Below are 18,424 nucleotides of genomic sequence, written 5' to 3'. Positions count from 1 at the left end.
AAGAGAGTCCATTTTTTATAAAAAGGGGAGAAATGATCCATGAAATTATTTCGTAATTCACTACTTGTTATGCTTGTTTTGTCTGTATTTGCAACGGGTTGTGCATCGAATGAAAAGAGCGCGGGAAAGAACGATGCGAACAAATATGAAGGTGTGACCATTAAAATTGGCGTGCAGGGCAGCGGGGGAATGTTTGGTAAAGCCCGTGAGGAAAAATGGTATGAGCAAGAATTTGATAAGCTGGGCGTCAAAGTAGAATGGACGGAATTTCAAAGTGGACCCCCAATGACAGAGGCGATCGCTTCTAATAAGTTGGACATAGCGACGCTTGGTAACATGCCGGTGATCGCAGCCCAAGCTGCGGGCATTCCTATTAAGATTATCTCACAAGTATTAGAAGGTACGAATAACGTTGCTCTTCTTGTACCTAGTAGTAGTACTGCTCAGAAACTGGAGGATTTGAAAGGTAAGAAGATAGCTGTTACAAAAGGCAGCAATGCTTACAACTTCCTTTATCGCGGTATTGAGGAATCAGGTCTTAAAGAAGCAGATTTTGAGATTATCCAGTTACAGCCTGATGAAGCACAACCTGCATTTGAAACCGGTGGCGTTGATGCATGGGCTACATGGGATCCATATATTACTCTAAATGCATTGACCGGTAAAGGGAAGGTTTTGACGGATGGTGAGCAATTGGGTGTCTTATCTCCTTCTTTTGTGATCTCCCGTTCAGCGTTCGCAGAGAAATATCCAGAACTAGTTACGCTTTATTTAAAAGTCACCAACAAAGCTATAGCTTGGGAGACAGATAATCGCGCTGAAGCGACTGAAAGATATGCGGCTGAGCGGAACATTCCGGCAGCGGTAATAGAAGGTACGTTTGAACGTTCCCAGATGATCAACATTCCAATTAGTGATGCTGTTGTTGAAGAATTGCAGAAGACAGCCAATTTTCAATTTAATATTAAGAACATTCGTAAAGAGATTGAAGTTTCTAAAATAACAGATAATCAATATATTGAAGCAGCACTGAAGGAACCTTTGAAGTAACGGATGAAACCACAGATGTAGAAAAGAGGTTGTTTACATGCAATTCAGTGCTGAAAAAGCTGTGATCTCGCCACTAATCCATAAAAAGAATCCAGTAAAGAAGCGTGGACTTTCCATCCAAACGACGAATATATTGCTTGGACTTATCTTACCAATTGCTTTGCTCCTGATTTGGGAGATAGCCGGAGCGATGGGAAAGTTAAATCCTATATTGCTGCCAAGGCCAAGTGAAATATGGCGGGAATTGGTTAGCTTGACCGCGTCCGGTGAGCTGGCGAAACATTTAGGCATATCTGCTTGGCGGGCACTGCTTGGTTTCTTAATTGGGGGAGGGCTTGGCTTAGCGGCTGGTTTGTGGGTAGGCTTTTCATACAAAACAGAACGTTTGCTGGATCCGTCGCTGCAAATGCTGCGCACGCTGCCCCATTTAGCAATTGCTCCACTATTTATTTTGTGGTTCGGATTCGGTGAAACCTCAAAAATATTGTTGATTGCCAAAGGTTCATTTTTCCCATTATACGTGAACACATTTCTAGGAATCCGTTCGGTGGACAACAAGTTGTTTGATGTTGGGAGAGTACTGCAATTCAGTAAATGGCAGATGGTGAGTAAGTTAATTATTCCAGCCTCACTGCCCAACATCTTTTTAGGTATCCGCTTGTCTGTAGGCATAGCTTGGCTTGGACTTGTCGTAGCGGAAATGATGGGCTCTAGCTCAGGTGTTGGCTATCTAATCAATGACGCGCGATCGTTTTCTTTGACCACAGTGGTATTTGTTGGGATCATCGTGTTTGCGGTAGTAGGTAAACTGTCAGATTCATTAGTAAAGCTGTTGGAATCGAGATTGCTAAGATGGCAGGACAGTTATAGAGGAGATAAAGGATCATGAGCAATCACCTATCCAGTAATAAAATAGAGCGTCACGACGATGGTTTAAGCTGGATTCCAAAAAAACTGCATGGTTGGATTGTACCTCTAGCTCTAGTGGTGATTTGGGAAGTGGCAGCTGCGCTCCATCTAGTCTCTGCGACGACATTGCCTGCTCCATCCTCCATTATTACGCAGTTCTTTTCTTTAATAGCTAGCGGTGAGTTGTTTCGACATCTGGGGATTAGCGCCTATCGGGCAGGACTTGGCTTTTTATTGGGATCTGCTACTGGACTGCTGCTTGGCTTATCTACAGGACTTGGGAAATTAGTAGAGCGTACACTGGATCCATCTTTACAGATGCTTCGAACGATTCCATTACTTGCCCTTATTCCGTTATTCATTTTGTGGTTTGGTGTGGGTGAATTTTCTAAAATACTAATGATTTCATTAGGTGCTTTTTTTCCAGTTTATCTGAACACTTTTCTAGGAATTCGTAATGTTGATATCAAGCTTGTTGAAGTATCCCATATTTTCCAATACACAAGATGGCAGCTGCTTAGCAAAATGATTATTCCGGCTGCAATGCCTAATATTCTACTTGGTATTCGCTTATCACTTGGTGCATCGTGGCTTGTACTCGTCGTAGCGGAGATGATGGGAACAAGTGCGGGGATAGGCTATATGATTCAGGATGCCAGAGCTTATTCGCAAACAGATATAGTATTCGTTGGAATTTCAATCTTTGCAGTGATAGGAAAACTTTCGGATTCCGCAATTCGATTGCTGGAGAAAAGATGGCTGCATTGGCGTGATACATTCAAAGGTTAACGAACTCTAGAATTCGAAAGGCAGGGTCATTATGGGAACCAGAAAAGATCAGCTACATTTAGGTGCATTTATTTATTATTCAGGACATCATCATTATGGCTGGCGTCATCCGGAATCAGGAGCGGATAAGATCTTCAATTATAAATTTTATCGCGAATTGGCAAAAACCGCAGAGCGTGGAAAGTTCGATATGATGTTTTTGGCGGATTTGTTGTATGTGATGGGTGCGGATCAAGCTGCTTCGGGTATGCTGGACCCATTGACGCTGTTGTCAGCCCTTTCGACAGAAACAGAAAAACTCGGATTAACGGCTACCGTATCGACCACGTATAACGAACCTTATAATGTGGCTCGCAAATTTGCTTCTTTAGATCATATTAGTGAAGGTCGAGCAGGTTGGAATATTGTCACCTCCCAGCTCGATGTGGAAGCTTATAACTATGGGAAGCCGGAGCATCCAGAGCACGGACTTCGGTATAAAATGGCTCGTGAATTTGTTGAGGTGGCGACGCTTCTCTGGGACAGCTGGGAGGATGACTCTTTAATCGTTAACCGCGAAGAGGGACAATTTGCTGACGCGAAGAAGATCAAAGAAGTGGAATACAAAGGGGAGTGGTATTCTACAAAAGGAACCCTCAATGTTCCTCGCTCACCTCAAGGGTATCCTGTACTTATTCAAGCCGGATCTTCTGGTCCAGGACAAGAGTTTGCAGCTAGTTTTGGAGAGGTGATCTTTACGGCACAGCAGTCGCTTGAAGCGGCTAAGGCCTTCTATGAAAGCGTCAATTCCAAATTAGCAGATTACGGCCGTGAACGTGGCAGCTTAAAAATTATGCCGGGCTTGTCTCCGATCATTGGAGCGACCGAAGAGGAAGCCCAAAGTAAATATAAAGAACTGCAGGAGTTGATTCCTCCTGCCGCTGTTGTTGGTATGTTGTCTGGCATGTTGAGGTTTGACCTGTCCGAATACCCAGTAGATGGACAGCTGCCTGAGATTCCTGATCCAGTAGAAGCATCAAATGGAATGAAAAGCCGGGTTCAGCTGATTATGGATATGGCTCGTAAGGACAAATTATCGATATTAGAATTAGGCCGTCGTTTGCTTGGTGCACGAGGACATATGCAGTTTGTTGGAACCTATGAACAATTGGCAGATTTAATGCAATTGTGGTTCGAAGAGTACGGCTGCGATGGATTTAATATTATGCCACCAGTACTGCCGGGCAACTTGGATGAATTTGTGGATCATGTTGTGCCCATCTTGCAGGCACGCGGCTTGTTCCGTACTGAGTACACGGGGAGTACTCTTCGTGAACATTTAGGATTGGAGCGTCCGGATATCCGTCATTTCCAGAATCGTAGAGTGGCTGAAATAGGGGCTGGTAAATAAGCGGATTCACTCCTTTATTGGGTTTGGAAAACCAATGAAGGAGTATTTTTTATGTAAAAATAATGTGAATAGTAAAAGATCATCCCACCTGAAGCAATAACATTATATTTGTATTGGTTGCAGAAGTTTCGTGAATCGTTCCAGAAGCAATGTAACAAGTTTCTATTCCATCTGAGTATATTTTCAATATTTTAACGATCGATTCACCGTTTCCACGGATTATCTCACAAGTATTAGAAGGTACAAACAATGTTGCTCTTCTTGTGCCTGGCACTAGTGCCGCTCAGAAATTAGAGGATTTAATCGGCAATCAACCTGTTTACGGTACCACATTCCCTCCAAGTTACTGTCCTTGGCAGGAAAATTTGTTCCATGGTATATTCAGTGTACTAAGAAATCGCTCTTTTGGAATAGCTGACCGCACGTTCGATACAGCAATTGGACAACGGTCCGTTCCAGTATGGATGCCAGGAGGGAGACTACATGTTGGAGAATACCTGCCGCAATTTAGATGAACATCAGTACTCTATATGTCTGAAGCGGATTTATGAGCCGGCGGCTCCGGAGGACGGGTACCGGATACTGGTGGACAGGCTGTGGGCACGCGGAATTACGAAACCGCAGGCGGCATTAGACGAATGGATGAAGGAGATTGCTCCAAGCCCGGAGCTGCGCAAATGGTTTGACCACATGCCGGAGCGTTTTGCGGCATTTAGTGACCGTTATATCCGGGAACTGGAGGAAGATCCGACGCGCGTGAGACTTGCAGCGACAATCCGTGAACGGGTGCTGAAACAGGATGTTACGTTGGTATATGCCGCGAAAGACCCAATACATAATCATGCGAATGTATTATATAAATGGCTGCTTTCCAGATAAAAAGCACACGGATCTCCCCCGAATCGTTAAGGATTTCGAGGGAGGCCCGTGTGCTTTTTTTAATAAATAAAATTAGATGCTGGGTGAATAGATTCATAATCAAATTGTTGTTCAATTGGAGTGCGGTCCGAAAAACTCATAATGAATTTGCTCTTCTTTCATCCCGAGCCTGGGCAGTTCGCCAATCATCGCTTCCATTGTTGGGCGAATACACGCTGCAAGAATTACTGATTAACAAAGCTGATTTGCGTGCCATCATGCAAGCTAGAAATGAGGTCACGCCTCCTCAAACAGAAGACGTTCTTCATCCCGGCTATGAATCGCGTTCACAACCAGCAGCGCGTGGAACTGGTGAAGCACCTCCGGAGTGAGGCCTTCTTCCGCAAGCAATGCTTTGACATCTTTTACTATAATCCGCAATAATTCATGATCACGTGTAAGCCCAAGAACTGCGTCTTGCAGGTTAGGATTCTTCCCGGCCATTTCCTGGTAGAACCCGTCTTCCTCCGCGTCAGCATGGCTGATAATCCGCGTCTCCCAGTACTCAATTAGATGTTCGGCGGCCTGATGCGCCACTTCAAATTCCTTCGCTTCCAGCAGTTCTTCCACTTCTTCGGTCTTGGCTACAGCGCCGGAGAGCCCGCCCTGATGAATGGCATGGTGGGCATGCAACTGGCGTAGTGAGGGTCCTGGCATGTTGCTTCATCCTCCCGTTTTTCGAAAATATAAGAATCTATATGTTTCATATGATAATGATCATTCTACTTCTCGCTGAAACGGTACCGTCTTCAAAAAAGGACGGTAAAGCCGTTTCCACTTGCCAGTATAGCACACGAATTTGCAGAGGAATTCCCGCTAAGGAATTCCCCGGACCAAAAAGAGGGAAGTCCCTAATGGGATCCTCTGCCCGGGAAGTAAACGGCAGGAACACAGCTTTTCTCCTCAGTGGGAAAGGCTTTTTGCTTTTTATTCAGATCGAGGGAATTCCCGAGGTTCAATAGGTGTTTCCCTAATGGGAAGCACGGCCGGGTAGATCCATAATGGTATTAATTGAATAAATTTTGAAGGGAGTGTTCTGGATCGATGAAGAAGAAATTCGGACTTAACTTTTTTAAACCGGTTGAAAGCTATTCCGGAAACTGGTCCATTCTTGAAGAGAAAAATAGAGATTGGGAGAATATGTACCGCCAGCGCTGGTCTCACGATAAAGTAGTGCGTACCACTCACGGAGTCAACTGTACAGGCTCCTGCAGCTGGAAGGTGTTTGTGAAGAACGGAATCATTACTTGGGAAAATCAGCAGATCGATTATCCTTCCTGCGGACCGGATATGCCGGAGTTTGAACCGCGCGGTTGTCCCCGCGGAGCTACCTTCTCGTGGTACGAATATAGTCCATTGCGCGTGAAATACCCGTATATCAGAGGGAAACTGTGGCGGCTGTGGCAAACGGCGTTGAAGGAGCATGACAATTACATCGATGCCTGGGCCAGTATTGTTGAAGACCCCGAGAAGGCTAGCCAGTACAAGAAGGCGCGCGGTAAAGGTGGACATATACGTGTAGCCTGGGACGACGCGCTGCGGCTGATCTCGGCCCAGCTGATCTACACGATCCGGAAATACGGTCCCGACCGCATCGCCGGCTTCACACCGATTCCGGCCATGTCCATGGTCAGCTACGCATCGGGGGCGCGATTCATATCACTACTAGGCGGTCAAATGCTCAGTTTCTATGACTGGTATGCCGATCTTCCTCCGGCTTCCCCGCAAATTTGGGGCGAGCAGACGGATGTTCCAGAATCTTCGGATTGGTACAACGCCGGTTACCTGATGATGTGGGGCTCTAACGTACCGCTAACTCGGACGCCGGATGCCCACTTTATGACTGAAGTACGCTATAAGGGAACCAAAGTCGTGTCGGTGGCACCGGATCTCGCAGAGAACGTCAAATTCGCCGACAACTGGCTGGCCCCGAATCCAGGGTCGGACGCTGCGCTTGCCCAGGCCATGACGCATGTCATCCTGCAAGAGTTCTACCAGGAACGCCAGGAGCCGATGTTCCTGAATTATGCGAAGCAATATACAGATATGCCTTTCCTGATTCTGCTTGACCCTCATGAGGATGCCCTTAAAGGCGGACGTTTCTTGCGGGCGAGTGATCTTGGAGATAACTCCCAGCACTCAGACTGGAAACCGGTAATCTTTGACGAGGTGGCTGGTGAGATGATGGTTCCGAACGGTACCATGGGGCAGCGCTGGGAGGAAGGAAAGAAATGGAATCTGATCCTCGAGCGGGAAGACGGCAGTAAAGTAGAACCCGCCTTGACCATCGAAGGCCACGGAGAAGAGTGGACGGAAATCGTGTTCCCGTACTTCGATAATGCCGGCAACGGCACCTTCAGACGGGTGATTCCGGCCCGCAAAATACGGCTTGCCGACGGTGCAGAACGTTATGCCGCCACAGTCTATGATCTGATGATGAGCCAGTATGGCGTCGCACGTACAGAAAGTCCGCTTAACGCAAAGGGATATGAGGATCAATCCTCTTATTACACCCCGGCATGGCAAGAGAAGATTACGACGGTAAAGGCGAGTGTCGTAGTTCAGATTGCCCGCGAATTTGCCCAGAATGCGATTGATACGGGTGGACGCTCTATGATCATCATGGGCGCAGGGATTAATCACTGGTTCAACAGCGATACCATCTATCGTTCCATTCTGAATCTAGTGGTGCTGACCGCTTCCCAAGGTGTTAACGGCGGCGGCTGGGCGCATTATGTTGGTCAGGAGAAATGCCGTCCGATTGAAGGCTGGTCAACGGTTGCTTTTGCCAAGGACTGGCAGGGTCCGGCACGTCAGCAGAACGCGACTTCGTTCTTCTATTTCGCAACAGAGCAATGGCGTTATGAGGAGAGCGGCACTGATTCACTGAAATCGCCGACTGGAGGGGATGTAGCTTACCAACATCCGGCTGACTATAACATATTGGCTGCCCGTCTCGGATGGCTGCCATCCTTCCCGCAATTCAACAAGAACAGTCTTCTGTTCGCCGAGGAAGCCGCACAGCAAGGCAAGAAGACTAACAGCGAGATTATCAGTCACACCGTGGAAGAGATTAAATCACGGAAAACACGGTTTGCCGTGGAAGATCCCGGCGCACCGGAGAACTTTCCCCGTTCATTATTTATCTGGCGCTCGAACCTGATTTCAAGCTCTGCCAAAGGGCAGGAATACTTCATGAAGCATTTGCTCGGAGCTTCCGACGGTCTGCTGGCCGAGCCGAATGAAGAACAGAAACCGGAAGAGATTATCTGGCGTGAGGATGTCGAAGGTAAGCTCGATCTGATGGTTGCACTGGATTTCCGGATGACTACAACACCCCTCTATGCAGATATCGTGCTGCCGGCCGCAACCTGGTATGAGAAAACAGATCTGTCGTCGACTGACATGCATCCGTTTGTTCATCCGTTCAATCCGGCAGTTAACCCGCTGTGGGAATCCCGGTCGGATTGGGATATTTACCGCCAGCTGGCTGAGGTATTCTCCGAAATGGCAAAATCGCATCTGCCTGGCGTTTATAAGGATGTTGTGATGTCACCGCTCGGCCATGATTCGGTAAGCGAGATCTCACAGCCGATGGGTCTTGTCAAAGACTGGACCAAAGGCGAAGTTCCGGCTATCCCGGGCAAAACAATGCCGAACTTTACTATTGTAGAGCGTGATTATACTAAAATTCATGACAAATACATTTCACTCGGACCTAACCTCGCAATCGGCAAAGCAGGCGCGCACGGCATCAGCTTCTCTGTCGCCGAAGAATATGAGGAATTGAAGAAGCTCAGCGGTGTTTATTTCGATGAAACGATCAAAAACGGACTGCCGAAGCTGCAGACTGCCCGCCAGGCCGCAGATACGATTCTTCACCTGTCTTCGGCTACCAACGGGCGCGTGTCCCAGAAGGCTTACGCTGCAGCGGAGAAGGATTCAGGAGTAGAGCTGCGAGACATCTCGGCGGACCGGGCCGCAGAAAAGATTACGTTCCAGAGCATCACCGCACAGCCGCGGGAAGTCATTCCGACACCGGTATTCAGCGGGTCGAACAAGCAGGGACGGCGCTATTCACCGTTCACCACGAACATTGAACGTCTCGTTCCGTTCCGGACGCTGACCGGAAGACAGCATTTCTACATTGACCATGAAATCTTCCAGCAGTTCGGCGAAGCGCTGCCGGTTTACAAGCCAACGTTGCCTCCGATGGTCTTCGGGCCGCGTGACAAGGAAGTGAAGGGTGGACAGGATTCTCTGGTTCTGAGATATCTGACACCGCACGGGAAATGGAATATCCATTCGACCTATCAGGATAACCAGCACATGCTGACGTTGTTCCGGGGCGGTCCAACCGTGTGGATCAATAATGAGGATGCTGCGGCACATCACATTGAGGATAATGACTGGCTCGAAGTCTACAACCGTAACGGTGTCGTAACTGCACGCGCGGTTGTCAGTCACCGGATGCCGAGAGGCACCATGTTTATGTACCATGCCCAGGACAAGCACATTCAAGTACCGGGCTCTGAAATTACGGATACGCGCGGCGGAAGCCACAATGCGCCTACCCGGATTCATCTGAAGCCTACCCAGATGGTCGGCGGATACGCACAGCTCAGCTACGGTTTTAACTACTATGGTCCGATCGGCAACCAGCGTGATGTCTACGTAGCCGTCCGCAAAATGAAGGAGGTCAACTGGCTTGAAAATTAAAGCGCAAGTTGCAATGGTAATGAATCTGGATAAATGCATCGGCTGCCACACCTGCAGCGTGACCTGCAAGACGACCTGGACGAACCGTAAAGGTGCGGAATATATGTGGTTCAATAACGTGGAAACGAAACCGGGGATTGGTTATCCGAAACGCTGGGAAGACCAGGAGCTCTACAAGGGCGGCTGGCAGCTGCGCAAGGGGAAGCTGGAGCTGAAATCCGGCAATAAGCTGTCCAAGATTGCGCTCGGCAAAATCTTCTACAACCCCGACATGCCGGAGATGAAGGATTATTATGAACCGTGGACTTACAATTATGAGCATCTGACGAATGCAGGAGAGCAAAAGCATTCCCCGGTGGCGCGGGCTCATTCTGCTGTAACAGGCGAGAAGATGGATCTGGAATGGGGGCCTAACTGGGAGGATGATCTGGCGGGAGCGCATGTAACCGGCCCGCTTGACCCGAATATCCAGAAGATCGAGGAAGAAATTAAATTCAACTTCGAGAAATCGTTTATGATCTATCTGCCGCGCCTCTGTGAACACTGCCTCAACCCAAGCTGTGTCGCCTCCTGCCCTTCAGGTGCGATGTACAAACGGGATGAAGACGGGATTGTTCTGGTCGACCTGGAAGCCTGCCGAGGCTGGAGATATTGCATGACTGGCTGTCCGTATAAAAAAGTGTATTTCAACTGGCAGACCAACAAAGCGGAGAAGTGCACCTTCTGTTTCCCGCGTGTGGAAGCAGGACTGCCTACGGTATGCTCCGAGACCTGTACAGGCCGAATCCGCTATCTCGGGGTTCTGCTGTATGATGCCGACAAGGTTCTTGATGCCGCATCCACCCCGGACGAGAAAGATTTGTACAAAGCACAATGTGATCTGTTCATGAATCCGCATGATCCGGAAGTCATTGCCCAGGCGAGAAAAGATGGTATCTCTGAGGATTGGCTGGAGGCAGCCCAGAACTCACCGGTCTATAAGCTGGCGATTGAGCACAAGCTTGCCTTCCCGCTTCACCCGGAATACCGCACACTGCCTATGGTGTGGTATGTGCCGCCGCTTAGCCCGATCATGAATTATTTTGAAGGTAAAGATTCGCTGAAGAATCCCGATATGATTTTCCCGGCTATCGAAGAGATGCGCACACCGATCCAGTATCTGGCGAACATGCTGACCGCAGGCGATACGGAGACCGTCAAAGAAGCCCTGCAGCGGATGGCCATGATGCGCTCCTACATGCGCGCTAAATCCTCAGGCCAAGGGTTTGACGCTAGCCGTCTTGAACGTGTCGGTATGACAGCACAGCAGACAGAGGAAATGTACCGGCTGCTCGCGATTGCCAAATATGAAGACCGTTTCGTGATCCCAACCTCCCACAAGGAGCAGCACATGAACCCTTACCGTGCCCAGGGCTCGACCGGTTTCGGAAACGGGATGGGCGATATGGGCTCCGGCTCCGGTTGTGACGGCTGCGGACCTGCCAGCTCTGCCGGCGACACGATGAAGACCGGCAAGGAAATGTATGAAGAGAATTTCTACGGGGGGATTTGGCGTGATTGATCTGATCAAACTGCATGATTACAAGGAATCCTTCGGTTATTTCGCCCTGCAGCTCATGTACCCGGAGAAGCTGGACTTTCATCCGGCTTTTCTGGAAGAGGCGTTTGACAGCACTCATCCGGGTTATGCCCATGTGCATACCTATTGGAAGCAAATGCAGAGCTTCAGTCTGGATGAGATTCAGGAGAGTTATGCCGCTACATTTGATTTTCAGAAGGACTGCGCCTTGTATATGACCTATTTCAAATTTGAGGAGGCCAAGGAACGGGGGCAAATGCTCGCCAAGTTGAAGCTTCTGTACGAAATGTTCGGTCTGGAAATGCCGGAGGAAGAACTACCTGATTATTTGCCGCTTATGTGTGAATTTCTATATGCCGCGCAGTGGTTGGAAGTCCCGGGAGCGCCGGAGAATTTCCGGATGCTGATAGCGATTCTTGAGGATGGTACGTATCATCTGCTCAAGGCTCTGGAACGAAATGAAAGTCCCTATTTCCATCTGGTCAAGGGATTGCGCGAAACATTAAAAGCTTGTGCTGAACAGGAGGCCCTGAGTCAATGAATATGCTGGGTCAGTTTTTATGGGTCATTTTTCCCTACATGTGTATGGTGATCTTTATCGGCGGACATATTTTTCGTTATCGTAAGGATCAGTTTAACTGGACGGCCAAATCAAGTGAGTTTATTGAAAAGAAACAACTGAAATTCGGCAGCATTCTGTTCCACCTCGGAATTATGCCGGTTATCCTGGGCCATATTGGCGGGCTCGCTGTTCCGAAATCATGGCTGGAATCCATCGGCGTAAGTGATCATCTTTACCATATCGGCGCGGTATACATCGGGGGCATCTTCGGTGCAGCCACACTGCTCGGGATGCTGATTCTGACTTCGCGGCGCTTTACGCTTAAGAATGTCCGCCGTCTCAGCAGTGCATCGGACCTGATAGTCAACTCACTCCTCCTGTTTATCGTGTTTATGGGGATGTACTCTACCATTGTAACGAATGCCGTACAACCTGAGTTTGACTACCGCGATACGATTTCTGTCTGGTTCCGCGGCCTGTTCATGTTCCGTCCGGACCCGTCACTGATGAGTGATGTGCCGTTTTCCTTCAAGCTTCACATCTTGTCAGGGTTTGCCATCTTTGCCTTTTGGCCGTTCACCCGGTTGGTCCATGTATGGAGTGTTCCGTTGAATTATATAGGCAGAAGTTATATCCTATACAGAAGAAATAAATCGAATTAACGGAAAGAGTTGCGTGGACTTCTTTTCCTGTTCTAATCGAGGAGAGAAAACGATGAACAATAAGGTGGATTATCAAATCGAGCTTGACCGGATCCGCGCAGCTCTAGGATATGACTTCATGTCGCTGGCTCTTGCTGAACCTGCGGAATATGACTATGTAATCCGGTGGAAATACGCCTCAGGGAACACTAATGACCGTTACAAACGGATTGTACTTCAATCCGGCAGAGGGATTGCAGGGATCGTGTTCAAGACCGGAAAACCGTTCTTAATCCCTTCTGTGCAGACAGATGTGAAGCCTGATACCTTGTTTAATTATCCCATTACTAAGATGGAGAATTTGAACAGTATTGGTGCTGTACCGGTGTGGAATGATGCCCGCGTCGCAGGCGTGCTTCTAGGCGGTTTCAGGGGTGAACGGCAGGTAACCGCTGAAATGCTGAGAGACCTGGACAGGGTAGCACGTAAGGGGATTGGAGACTTGAACGGGAAGGAATTGTTGCTCAGTTGATGACACCCGGAATGGATCTGCGGAGCCTGCTCATGACGAAGCTGTTCGAGAACAGCTCGGAGGCGATGTTCTTTTTTGACCGGCAAGGGAAAGCCCTGGCGATGAATCCGGCTGCCGAGAACATCGTTGACCAGGATATCCTGAAGCAGTTGTATCAGGGAAATCCGGAGGCACTATGCGGGACCTGCCGGGGATACACTAGTGAGACGGAGCTCCGCACATGCCTTAATTGTTACTTTCATACACCGGACTCAGAGGAATTTACCTCTTATCAAGTCTATCTGGAGACGAAAGATAAGGGGATTGTCCCTTATGCCGCCACCTTTCACACGATAGATGACGAGAATGGTATCAGAGTGTTTATGCTTAGGGATCTGAGCAGACAGTTCACGACACAAGAGAAGTTCTACCAGAACAAGATGATGAAGCATATCATTGAGGCGCAGGAGAATGAACGCAAGCGGATATCCCGTGAACTGCATGACAGCGTTGCCCAAGAGCTGATGAGTGCCGTGATTGATCTGCGTGTGCTCAAATATATGACAGCTGATGAACAGCTGCTGAAGAAGGTGAAGCAGACCGAAGTATCCATGACAAGACTTCTGAATGATATCCGCAACCTTTCCGTGGAGCTCAGGCCGGCTGCACTTGATGATTTCGGGCTGGAGGCTGCATTCCGGTCACACTTCAAGCGGATGGAACAAAGCTACGGACTTATAATTGAATATGAGTCCCGGCTTTTGGAGAAACGGTATGAGAGTGAGATTGAAACCGTCATGTACCGTGTATGCCAGGAAGCTGTGTTGAACGCCCTGAAGTATGCCCAGGTAGACAGCGTCAAAGTATCTCTTACAGAAAATGACGGCGTGCTGCGGCTTCTGATTAAGGATGAGGGAACAGGCTTCATTCAGGGAGACGAACCCAATGGAACCGGACTTGGTCTTTTTGGCATGCAGGAACGGGCGGAGCTGGTGGGTGGCACCTTCACCGTAGATTCAGGGATAGGTAGGGGCACAACTATTATTTTACAGGTGCCAGTAGGATTATCCCGAGGAAAGGAATGAGCTTCTGATGAAGATCGTCATTGCAGACGACCATGCGATCGTACGGAGCGGATTCTCCATGATTCTCAATTTTCAGGATGACATAGAAGTGATCGGAGCGGCGGCAGACGGGAGGGAAGCTTATATAATGGTTGCCAAATTCCGGCCGGATATTCTGATTATGGATTTAAGCATGCCTCCGGGCGAAAGTGGGCTGGTTGCAACCGGGAAGATTAAAGAGGATTATCCCGATACCAAAATCCTGATTCTGACGATGCATGACGATGATGAATATCTTTTTCATGTATTGAAGAACGGGGCCTCCGGTTATGTTCTCAAAAGCGCCCCGGACGAGGAGCTTTTGCTGGCCATCCGGACCATTTATGAAGGCGGCACTTATATCCATCCTAAGATGGCGACCTCACTGGTCCGTGAATTTATTAAGCAGGACAAATCCGGCGGTACAGAGGATCTGTTTGAGCTGTTGTCCAAACGTGAACTGGAGATCCTGCCGCTTATCGCCAAGGGTTACGGGAACAAGGAAATCGCAGAGAAGCTGTTTATTTCGGTAAAAACGGTGGAAGCCCACAAAGCGAAAATTATGGAGAAGTTAAACCTTAAAAGCAGACCGGAGCTGGTCGAGTATGCTTTAAGGAAAAAAATGCTAGATTTCTGATTTGCAAATGGAGGGTTAGCAGGATGCCGGAAAATACAGGGCTCAAGTTTACGATGCCCGCCATGCGTATTCTTGAGAATGAACACCGCTATTTATCATTTCTGATGGAAGAATGGCATGCCCTTGTACTCTGGTTTGAACACGATCAGCCCGCTCTGGAAGAATCTAGGACACAGCTGCATAAGCTGCGTAAGGCGATTCTGGAGTTTACTGGTCCGTTGAAGAAGCATACTGTGAAGGAAGAAACGTTTTTTTTTCCGCTGCTTGGCAGTTATATCGGCTTTGAACAAGGACCACTGGTCGGCATCCAGGAGGAGCACCGCGAGATTGACGGATATATAGGGCATTTCCTGCATTACACAGAGGGCAATATAGATATGCTGCCGCTTGAGGATATCCGCGCAGCTGTTAAGGATGCAGGGGAGGCTTTTGAGGTTCTGACGGTACACTTTGTCAAAGAAGAGACTGTCATTTACCCGATGGCCGAGCATCAGCTGAGTGCGAAAGACAAAGAACGGTTAAGCCAGCAATTGAATACGCTCATTACGTGATAATGAACAGGCTGCTCCTACTTGGGCGGCTTTTTTGGGTCTTATTAAGAGAGTAGATAAGGTATTATGTTTCATTTGTGATAGGAGTGAATAAGTTCTGGAGCAAGGCCCCACTATGTGGGGTTATTTTATTTTTAGGGTTTCCCCTGTCAGGGAAAGGGGACTCCCCTATATCTGAGCCGGGGGATCGGCGGATACAATGAGTACAGGAAGTATTGGTATGAATAATCAAGAGAATAAACGGCGAAAAGGTGAGTCGAATGATTAAAAAAATGCAATTGCCGCTACAAACATTAAACTTGATTACTGGATTCATGGTGTGGGTGATCATCTCTTCCTTGATGCCCTTTATTTCCGAGGATATCAGCATTCCTCCGGGGCGGCTAGCGATGGTCACGGCTATTCCGGTGGTGCTCGGCTCTATTCTAAGGATTCCTTTAGGCTATTATGCAAACATTCTGGGAGCACGCATTATTTTTATGTTCAGCTTTATCCTGCTTTTGTTTCCGGTATATTTCATCAGTGAAGCATCCTCGGTCACTCATTTAATTATCGGAGGTTTGTTCCTGGGAATCGGCGGAGCCGTTTTTTCGGTAGGTGTAACCTCTTTGCCGAAGTATTTCCCCAAAGATAAGCATGGTCTGGTCAACGGAATCTACGGGATCGGGAATATCGGAACAGCTGTCACTACCTTCTCGGCTCCGATTGTGGCAGCACAGATTGGCTGGGCACCCGCGGTTAAAATGTATCTGATCCTGTTACTGGTATTTATCGCATTAAATTTCTTCTTTGGGGATCGTCATGAGCCTAAACTCAAAACGCCGATTATTGAACAGATCAAGGGCGTGTCCAAAAATGAAAAGCTCTGGCTTTTCTCCTTGTTTTATTTCATTACCTTTGGCTCCTTCGTTGCCTTCACTATTTATCTGCCGAACTTTCTAGTTTCGAACTTCGGTCTGGAAAAAGTGGATGCCGGGATGCGCACAGCTGGCTTCATTGCCGTTGCGACCTTCTTCCGGCCGATAGGCGGCTGGCTTGCCGACAAGTTCCAGCCTTTGTTTCTGCTTACCGGCACATTCAGTATTTATACGGTTGCAGCAATCATCCTGGCATTTATGCCTGACATGGGCTTATATACAGTAGGTTGCCTTGCTATTGCGTTCAGCGCGGGAATCGGTAACGGAGTCATATTCAAATTAGTCCCACTGTACTTCAATAAGCAGGCGGGTGTCGCCAACGGGATCGTATCGATGATGGGCGGTCTGGGCGGTTTTTTCCCTCCCATTATGCTGTCGGTGATTTATTCGGCTACAGGGCAATATTCCATCGGGTTCATGCTGCTCTCTCAGGTAGCGCTGGCCAGTCTGGTGCTGGTAGTGTGGATCTATTTTCAGGACCGGCTTGCGCTTACCTCTGAAGTGTTCAATTCTACCGGACAGGGGATTCTGGTTACGGATGTCTCCGGTCTGATCAAGACCGTCAATCCGGCGTTCACGAAGCTCACCGGCTATACGGAAGACGAAGTTCTTGGCAGACAGCCCAGCATTCTGAAGTCAGGCCGCCAATCCAAGGAGTTCTACCGCTTAATGTGGAGCGAAGTCAGGGAGAAGGGGATGTGGCAGGGTGAAATCTGGAACAAGCGCAAGGGCGGGGAAGAGTATTTGCAGTGGCTGAATATCAGCGCTGTAAAGGATGAGACCGGCGAAGATGTCCGGTATGTAGGCACATTCAGCGATATTACAGAGAAATAACCGGATGAACCGTTTTTTAGTACGGCACTAAGTTAGGAGCAGATGAAGGTGGAAAAGACCAGAACTCCGGTTACCGTTGCCGAAGCTGTATTCCGGGTAACTGAAAGAGCATGTCGCATAGGTACAGAAAGGATTCCACTTGCTGAAAGCTATGGACGGATCCTGGCGGAGCCGCTGACGGCAACCCATGATGTTCCGCATTTTACCCGATCACCCTATGACGGATATGCAATTTCTTCGGCAGATTCTGCCGGTGCTTCCGGTAATAACAGGATCAGCTTTACTGTAGTAGATCATATCGGCGCAGGGGCAGTATCTCAGATTGCAATTGGGCCATGCGAAGCTGTCCGTCTGATGACGGGAGCGGCGCTGCCGGCAGGAGCGGATGCTGTAGTTATGTTTGAACAGGCCACAGCAGCAGGTCATACGTTTACAATCCGTAAAGCTTTTGCGCCACAGGAGAATCTGTCCCTGAAGGGTGAAGATATGCGGTCAGGAGAAATGATCGTTCCGGCCGGCAGCTTCATTCATCCCGGGATTGTAGCGCTGCTGGCTACATTCGGTTATGGGTATGTTCAGGTCGGTAAGCGGCCGGTAGTAGGGATATTGTCTACGGGAACCGAACTGCTGGAGGTGACAGCACAGCTTGCACCCGGCAAAATCCGCAACAGTAACGGACCGATGATCGCAGCCCAGCTCGCCCGGATGGGTATTCCTTACCGGATGTATGATACAGCCGCAGACCAACTGGAAGCATGCCTGCTGACGGTGCGGAAGGCAATGACAGAAACAGACTGCCTGATCACAACGGGAGGTGTGTCCGTCGGTGATTATGACTACCTGCCGGAAATATATAACCGTCTCGGGGCTGATGTGCTGTTCAACAAGGTGGCGATGCGTCCGGGCAGCGTGACCACAGTTGCGGTTGCCGGGGATACGTACTTGTTCGGACTGTCCGGCAATCCTTCTGCCTGCTTCACAGGCTTCGAGCTGTTTGTTAGACCCGCCCTGCTCAAAATGATGGGAGCGGATAAAATTTATCTGCCGCGCACGACGGCGGTACTGGCAGAGGATTACCCAAAGGCCAATCCGTTCACCCGGTTTATCCGGGCTGTTCATGACCGCACCTCGGTGCGTCCTGCCGGTTTCAATAAATCTAATGCCGTATCTTCCATCGCACGCGGGAATTCGCTGATTGTGCTGCCGGGCGGGACAAGAGGTTACGCCGCAGGTGATCTTGTTGATGTACTGCTTCTGGGTGTTGAAGAAGGTACGGATAAATGGGTACTGTAAGCCTACCGGAAGGGAGATAAG

The 18,424-nt window shown here is 48.8% G+C and carries 16 protein-coding genes; 15 read left to right on the top strand and 1 reads right to left on the bottom strand.

The annotated features are described in order from the left end of the window. Window positions 1-39: 39 nt before the first annotated feature. The 5 genes from NSS82_RS23370 to NSS82_RS23350 all read left to right on the top strand — a co-directional run bounded on the left by NSS82_RS23370 (window position 40) and on the right by NSS82_RS23350 (window position 5,017). Window positions 40-1,050, top strand: coding sequence for an aliphatic sulfonate ABC transporter substrate-binding protein (locus NSS82_RS23370; RefSeq protein WP_038572517.1), 1,011 nt, complete (start codon window positions 40-42; stop codon window positions 1,048-1,050). A gap of 37 nt (window positions 1,051-1,087) precedes the next feature. After that, the gene (locus tag NSS82_RS23365) at window positions 1,088-1,939 is read left to right on the top strand and encodes an ABC transporter permease (RefSeq protein ID WP_038572516.1); all 852 of its coding nucleotides are present in this window, start codon (window positions 1,088-1,090) and stop codon (window positions 1,937-1,939) included. Continuing rightward, window positions 1,936-2,748 (top strand): ABC transporter permease, encoded by an 813-nt coding sequence (locus tag NSS82_RS23360; RefSeq protein WP_036675977.1) that lies wholly within the window; start codon window positions 1,936-1,938, stop codon window positions 2,746-2,748. The genes NSS82_RS23365 and NSS82_RS23360 overlap by 4 nt, the downstream gene beginning before the upstream one ends. Before the next feature lie 31 nt (window positions 2,749-2,779). Then, window positions 2,780-4,138 (top strand): LLM class flavin-dependent oxidoreductase, encoded by a 1,359-nt coding sequence (locus NSS82_RS23355; RefSeq protein WP_038572513.1) that lies wholly within the window; start codon window positions 2,780-2,782, stop codon window positions 4,136-4,138. Between the two features lie 483 nt (window positions 4,139-4,621). Next, window positions 4,622-5,017, top strand: coding sequence for a DUF488 domain-containing protein (locus tag NSS82_RS23350; RefSeq protein ID WP_051490895.1), 396 nt, complete (start codon window positions 4,622-4,624; stop codon window positions 5,015-5,017). 276 nt (window positions 5,018-5,293) lie between these two features. On the opposite strand, the gene NSS82_RS23345 is transcribed toward NSS82_RS23350, so the two are convergent. Then, the gene (locus NSS82_RS23345) at window positions 5,294-5,713 is read right to left on the bottom strand and encodes a hemerythrin domain-containing protein (protein ID WP_036675981.1); all 420 of its coding nucleotides are present in this window, start codon (window positions 5,711-5,713) and stop codon (window positions 5,294-5,296) included. Window positions 5,714-6,100: 387 nt separating this feature from the next. On the opposite strand from NSS82_RS23345, the gene NSS82_RS23340 reads away from it, so the two are divergent. From NSS82_RS23340 to NSS82_RS23295, 10 genes are all read left to right on the top strand, one after another. Further along, the gene (locus tag NSS82_RS23340; protein WP_076273512.1) at window positions 6,101-9,775 is read left to right on the top strand and encodes a nitrate reductase subunit alpha; all 3,675 of its coding nucleotides are present in this window, start codon (window positions 6,101-6,103) and stop codon (window positions 9,773-9,775) included. After that, the gene (gene narH, locus NSS82_RS23335; RefSeq protein WP_076273513.1) at window positions 9,765-11,336 is read left to right on the top strand and encodes a nitrate reductase subunit beta; all 1,572 of its coding nucleotides are present in this window, start codon (window positions 9,765-9,767) and stop codon (window positions 11,334-11,336) included. The genes NSS82_RS23340 and narH overlap by 11 nt, the downstream gene beginning before the upstream one ends. After that, a complete protein-coding gene (narJ, locus tag NSS82_RS23330) occupies window positions 11,329-11,895 on the top strand; it encodes a nitrate reductase molybdenum cofactor assembly chaperone (RefSeq protein WP_036675989.1) in 567 nt (188 codons plus the stop codon). Before narH ends, narJ begins: the two co-directional genes overlap by 8 nt. Continuing rightward, window positions 11,892-12,578, top strand: coding sequence for a respiratory nitrate reductase subunit gamma (narI, locus tag NSS82_RS23325; protein WP_036675990.1), 687 nt, complete (start codon window positions 11,892-11,894; stop codon window positions 12,576-12,578). Before narJ ends, narI begins: the two co-directional genes overlap by 4 nt. Before the next feature lie 52 nt (window positions 12,579-12,630). Continuing rightward, window positions 12,631-13,089: a GAF domain-containing protein gene (locus NSS82_RS23320; protein WP_036675992.1), complete on the top strand. Its 459-nt coding sequence runs from the start codon at window positions 12,631-12,633 to the stop codon at window positions 13,087-13,089. Next, a complete protein-coding gene (locus tag NSS82_RS23315) occupies window positions 13,089-14,153 on the top strand; it encodes a sensor histidine kinase (RefSeq protein WP_036675994.1) in 1,065 nt (354 codons plus the stop codon). Before NSS82_RS23320 ends, NSS82_RS23315 begins: the two co-directional genes overlap by 1 nt. Window positions 14,154-14,160: 7 nt before the next feature. Further along, entirely contained in the window at window positions 14,161-14,808 is a 648-nt protein-coding gene (locus NSS82_RS23310) for a response regulator transcription factor (RefSeq protein WP_038572504.1), read from the top strand. A 23-nt stretch (window positions 14,809-14,831) separates the two neighbouring features. After that, window positions 14,832-15,359, top strand: coding sequence for a hemerythrin domain-containing protein (locus NSS82_RS23305; RefSeq protein WP_076141340.1), 528 nt, complete (start codon window positions 14,832-14,834; stop codon window positions 15,357-15,359). A gap of 260 nt (window positions 15,360-15,619) precedes the next feature. Then, the gene (locus tag NSS82_RS23300; protein WP_036675998.1) at window positions 15,620-17,110 is read left to right on the top strand and encodes a nitrate/nitrite transporter; all 1,491 of its coding nucleotides are present in this window, start codon (window positions 15,620-15,622) and stop codon (window positions 17,108-17,110) included. A gap of 42 nt (window positions 17,111-17,152) precedes the next feature. Further along, window positions 17,153-18,403, top strand: a complete 1,251-nt coding sequence (locus NSS82_RS23295; RefSeq protein ID WP_076098656.1) for a molybdopterin molybdotransferase MoeA — start codon at window positions 17,153-17,155, stop codon at window positions 18,401-18,403. Window positions 18,404-18,424: the final 21 nt, after the last annotated feature.

The sequence above is a fragment of the Paenibacillus sp. FSL H7-0735 genome, from assembly GCF_038008505.1.
Classification (GTDB): Bacteria; Bacillota; Bacilli; order Paenibacillales; family Paenibacillaceae; genus Paenibacillus_AQ; species Paenibacillus_AQ odorifer.
The sequence above is the reverse complement of the archived record's forward strand: the minus strand, read 5'-3'. Positions and strand labels throughout refer to the sequence as shown.

Coding starts and splice junctions, on each gene's coding strand:
- NSS82_RS23310 (WP_038572504.1), top strand. CDS start 14,161: ATGAAGATCGTCATTGCAGACGACCATGCGATCGTACGGAGCGGATTC.
- NSS82_RS23320 (WP_036675992.1), top strand. CDS start 12,631: ATGAACAATAAGGTGGATTATCAAATCGAGCTTGACCGGATCCGCGCA.
- NSS82_RS23300 (WP_036675998.1), top strand. CDS start 15,620: ATGATTAAAAAAATGCAATTGCCGCTACAAACATTAAACTTGATTACT.
- NSS82_RS23355 (WP_038572513.1), top strand. CDS start 2,780: ATGGGAACCAGAAAAGATCAGCTACATTTAGGTGCATTTATTTATTAT.
- NSS82_RS23350 (WP_051490895.1), top strand. CDS start 4,622: ATGTTGGAGAATACCTGCCGCAATTTAGATGAACATCAGTACTCTATA.
- NSS82_RS23360 (WP_036675977.1), top strand. CDS start 1,936: ATGAGCAATCACCTATCCAGTAATAAAATAGAGCGTCACGACGATGGT.
- NSS82_RS23305 (WP_076141340.1), top strand. CDS start 14,832: ATGCCGGAAAATACAGGGCTCAAGTTTACGATGCCCGCCATGCGTATT.
- NSS82_RS23365 (WP_038572516.1), top strand. CDS start 1,088: ATGCAATTCAGTGCTGAAAAAGCTGTGATCTCGCCACTAATCCATAAA.
- narI (WP_036675990.1), top strand. CDS start 11,892: ATGAATATGCTGGGTCAGTTTTTATGGGTCATTTTTCCCTACATGTGT.
- NSS82_RS23315 (WP_036675994.1), top strand. CDS start 13,089: ATGACACCCGGAATGGATCTGCGGAGCCTGCTCATGACGAAGCTGTTC.
- NSS82_RS23370 (WP_038572517.1), top strand. CDS start 40: ATGAAATTATTTCGTAATTCACTACTTGTTATGCTTGTTTTGTCTGTA.
- NSS82_RS23295 (WP_076098656.1), top strand. CDS start 17,153: ATGAAGGTGGAAAAGACCAGAACTCCGGTTACCGTTGCCGAAGCTGTA.
- NSS82_RS23345 (WP_036675981.1), bottom strand. CDS start 5,713: ATGCCAGGACCCTCACTACGCCAGTTGCATGCCCACCATGCCATTCAT.
- NSS82_RS23340 (WP_076273512.1), top strand. CDS start 6,101: ATGAAGAAGAAATTCGGACTTAACTTTTTTAAACCGGTTGAAAGCTAT.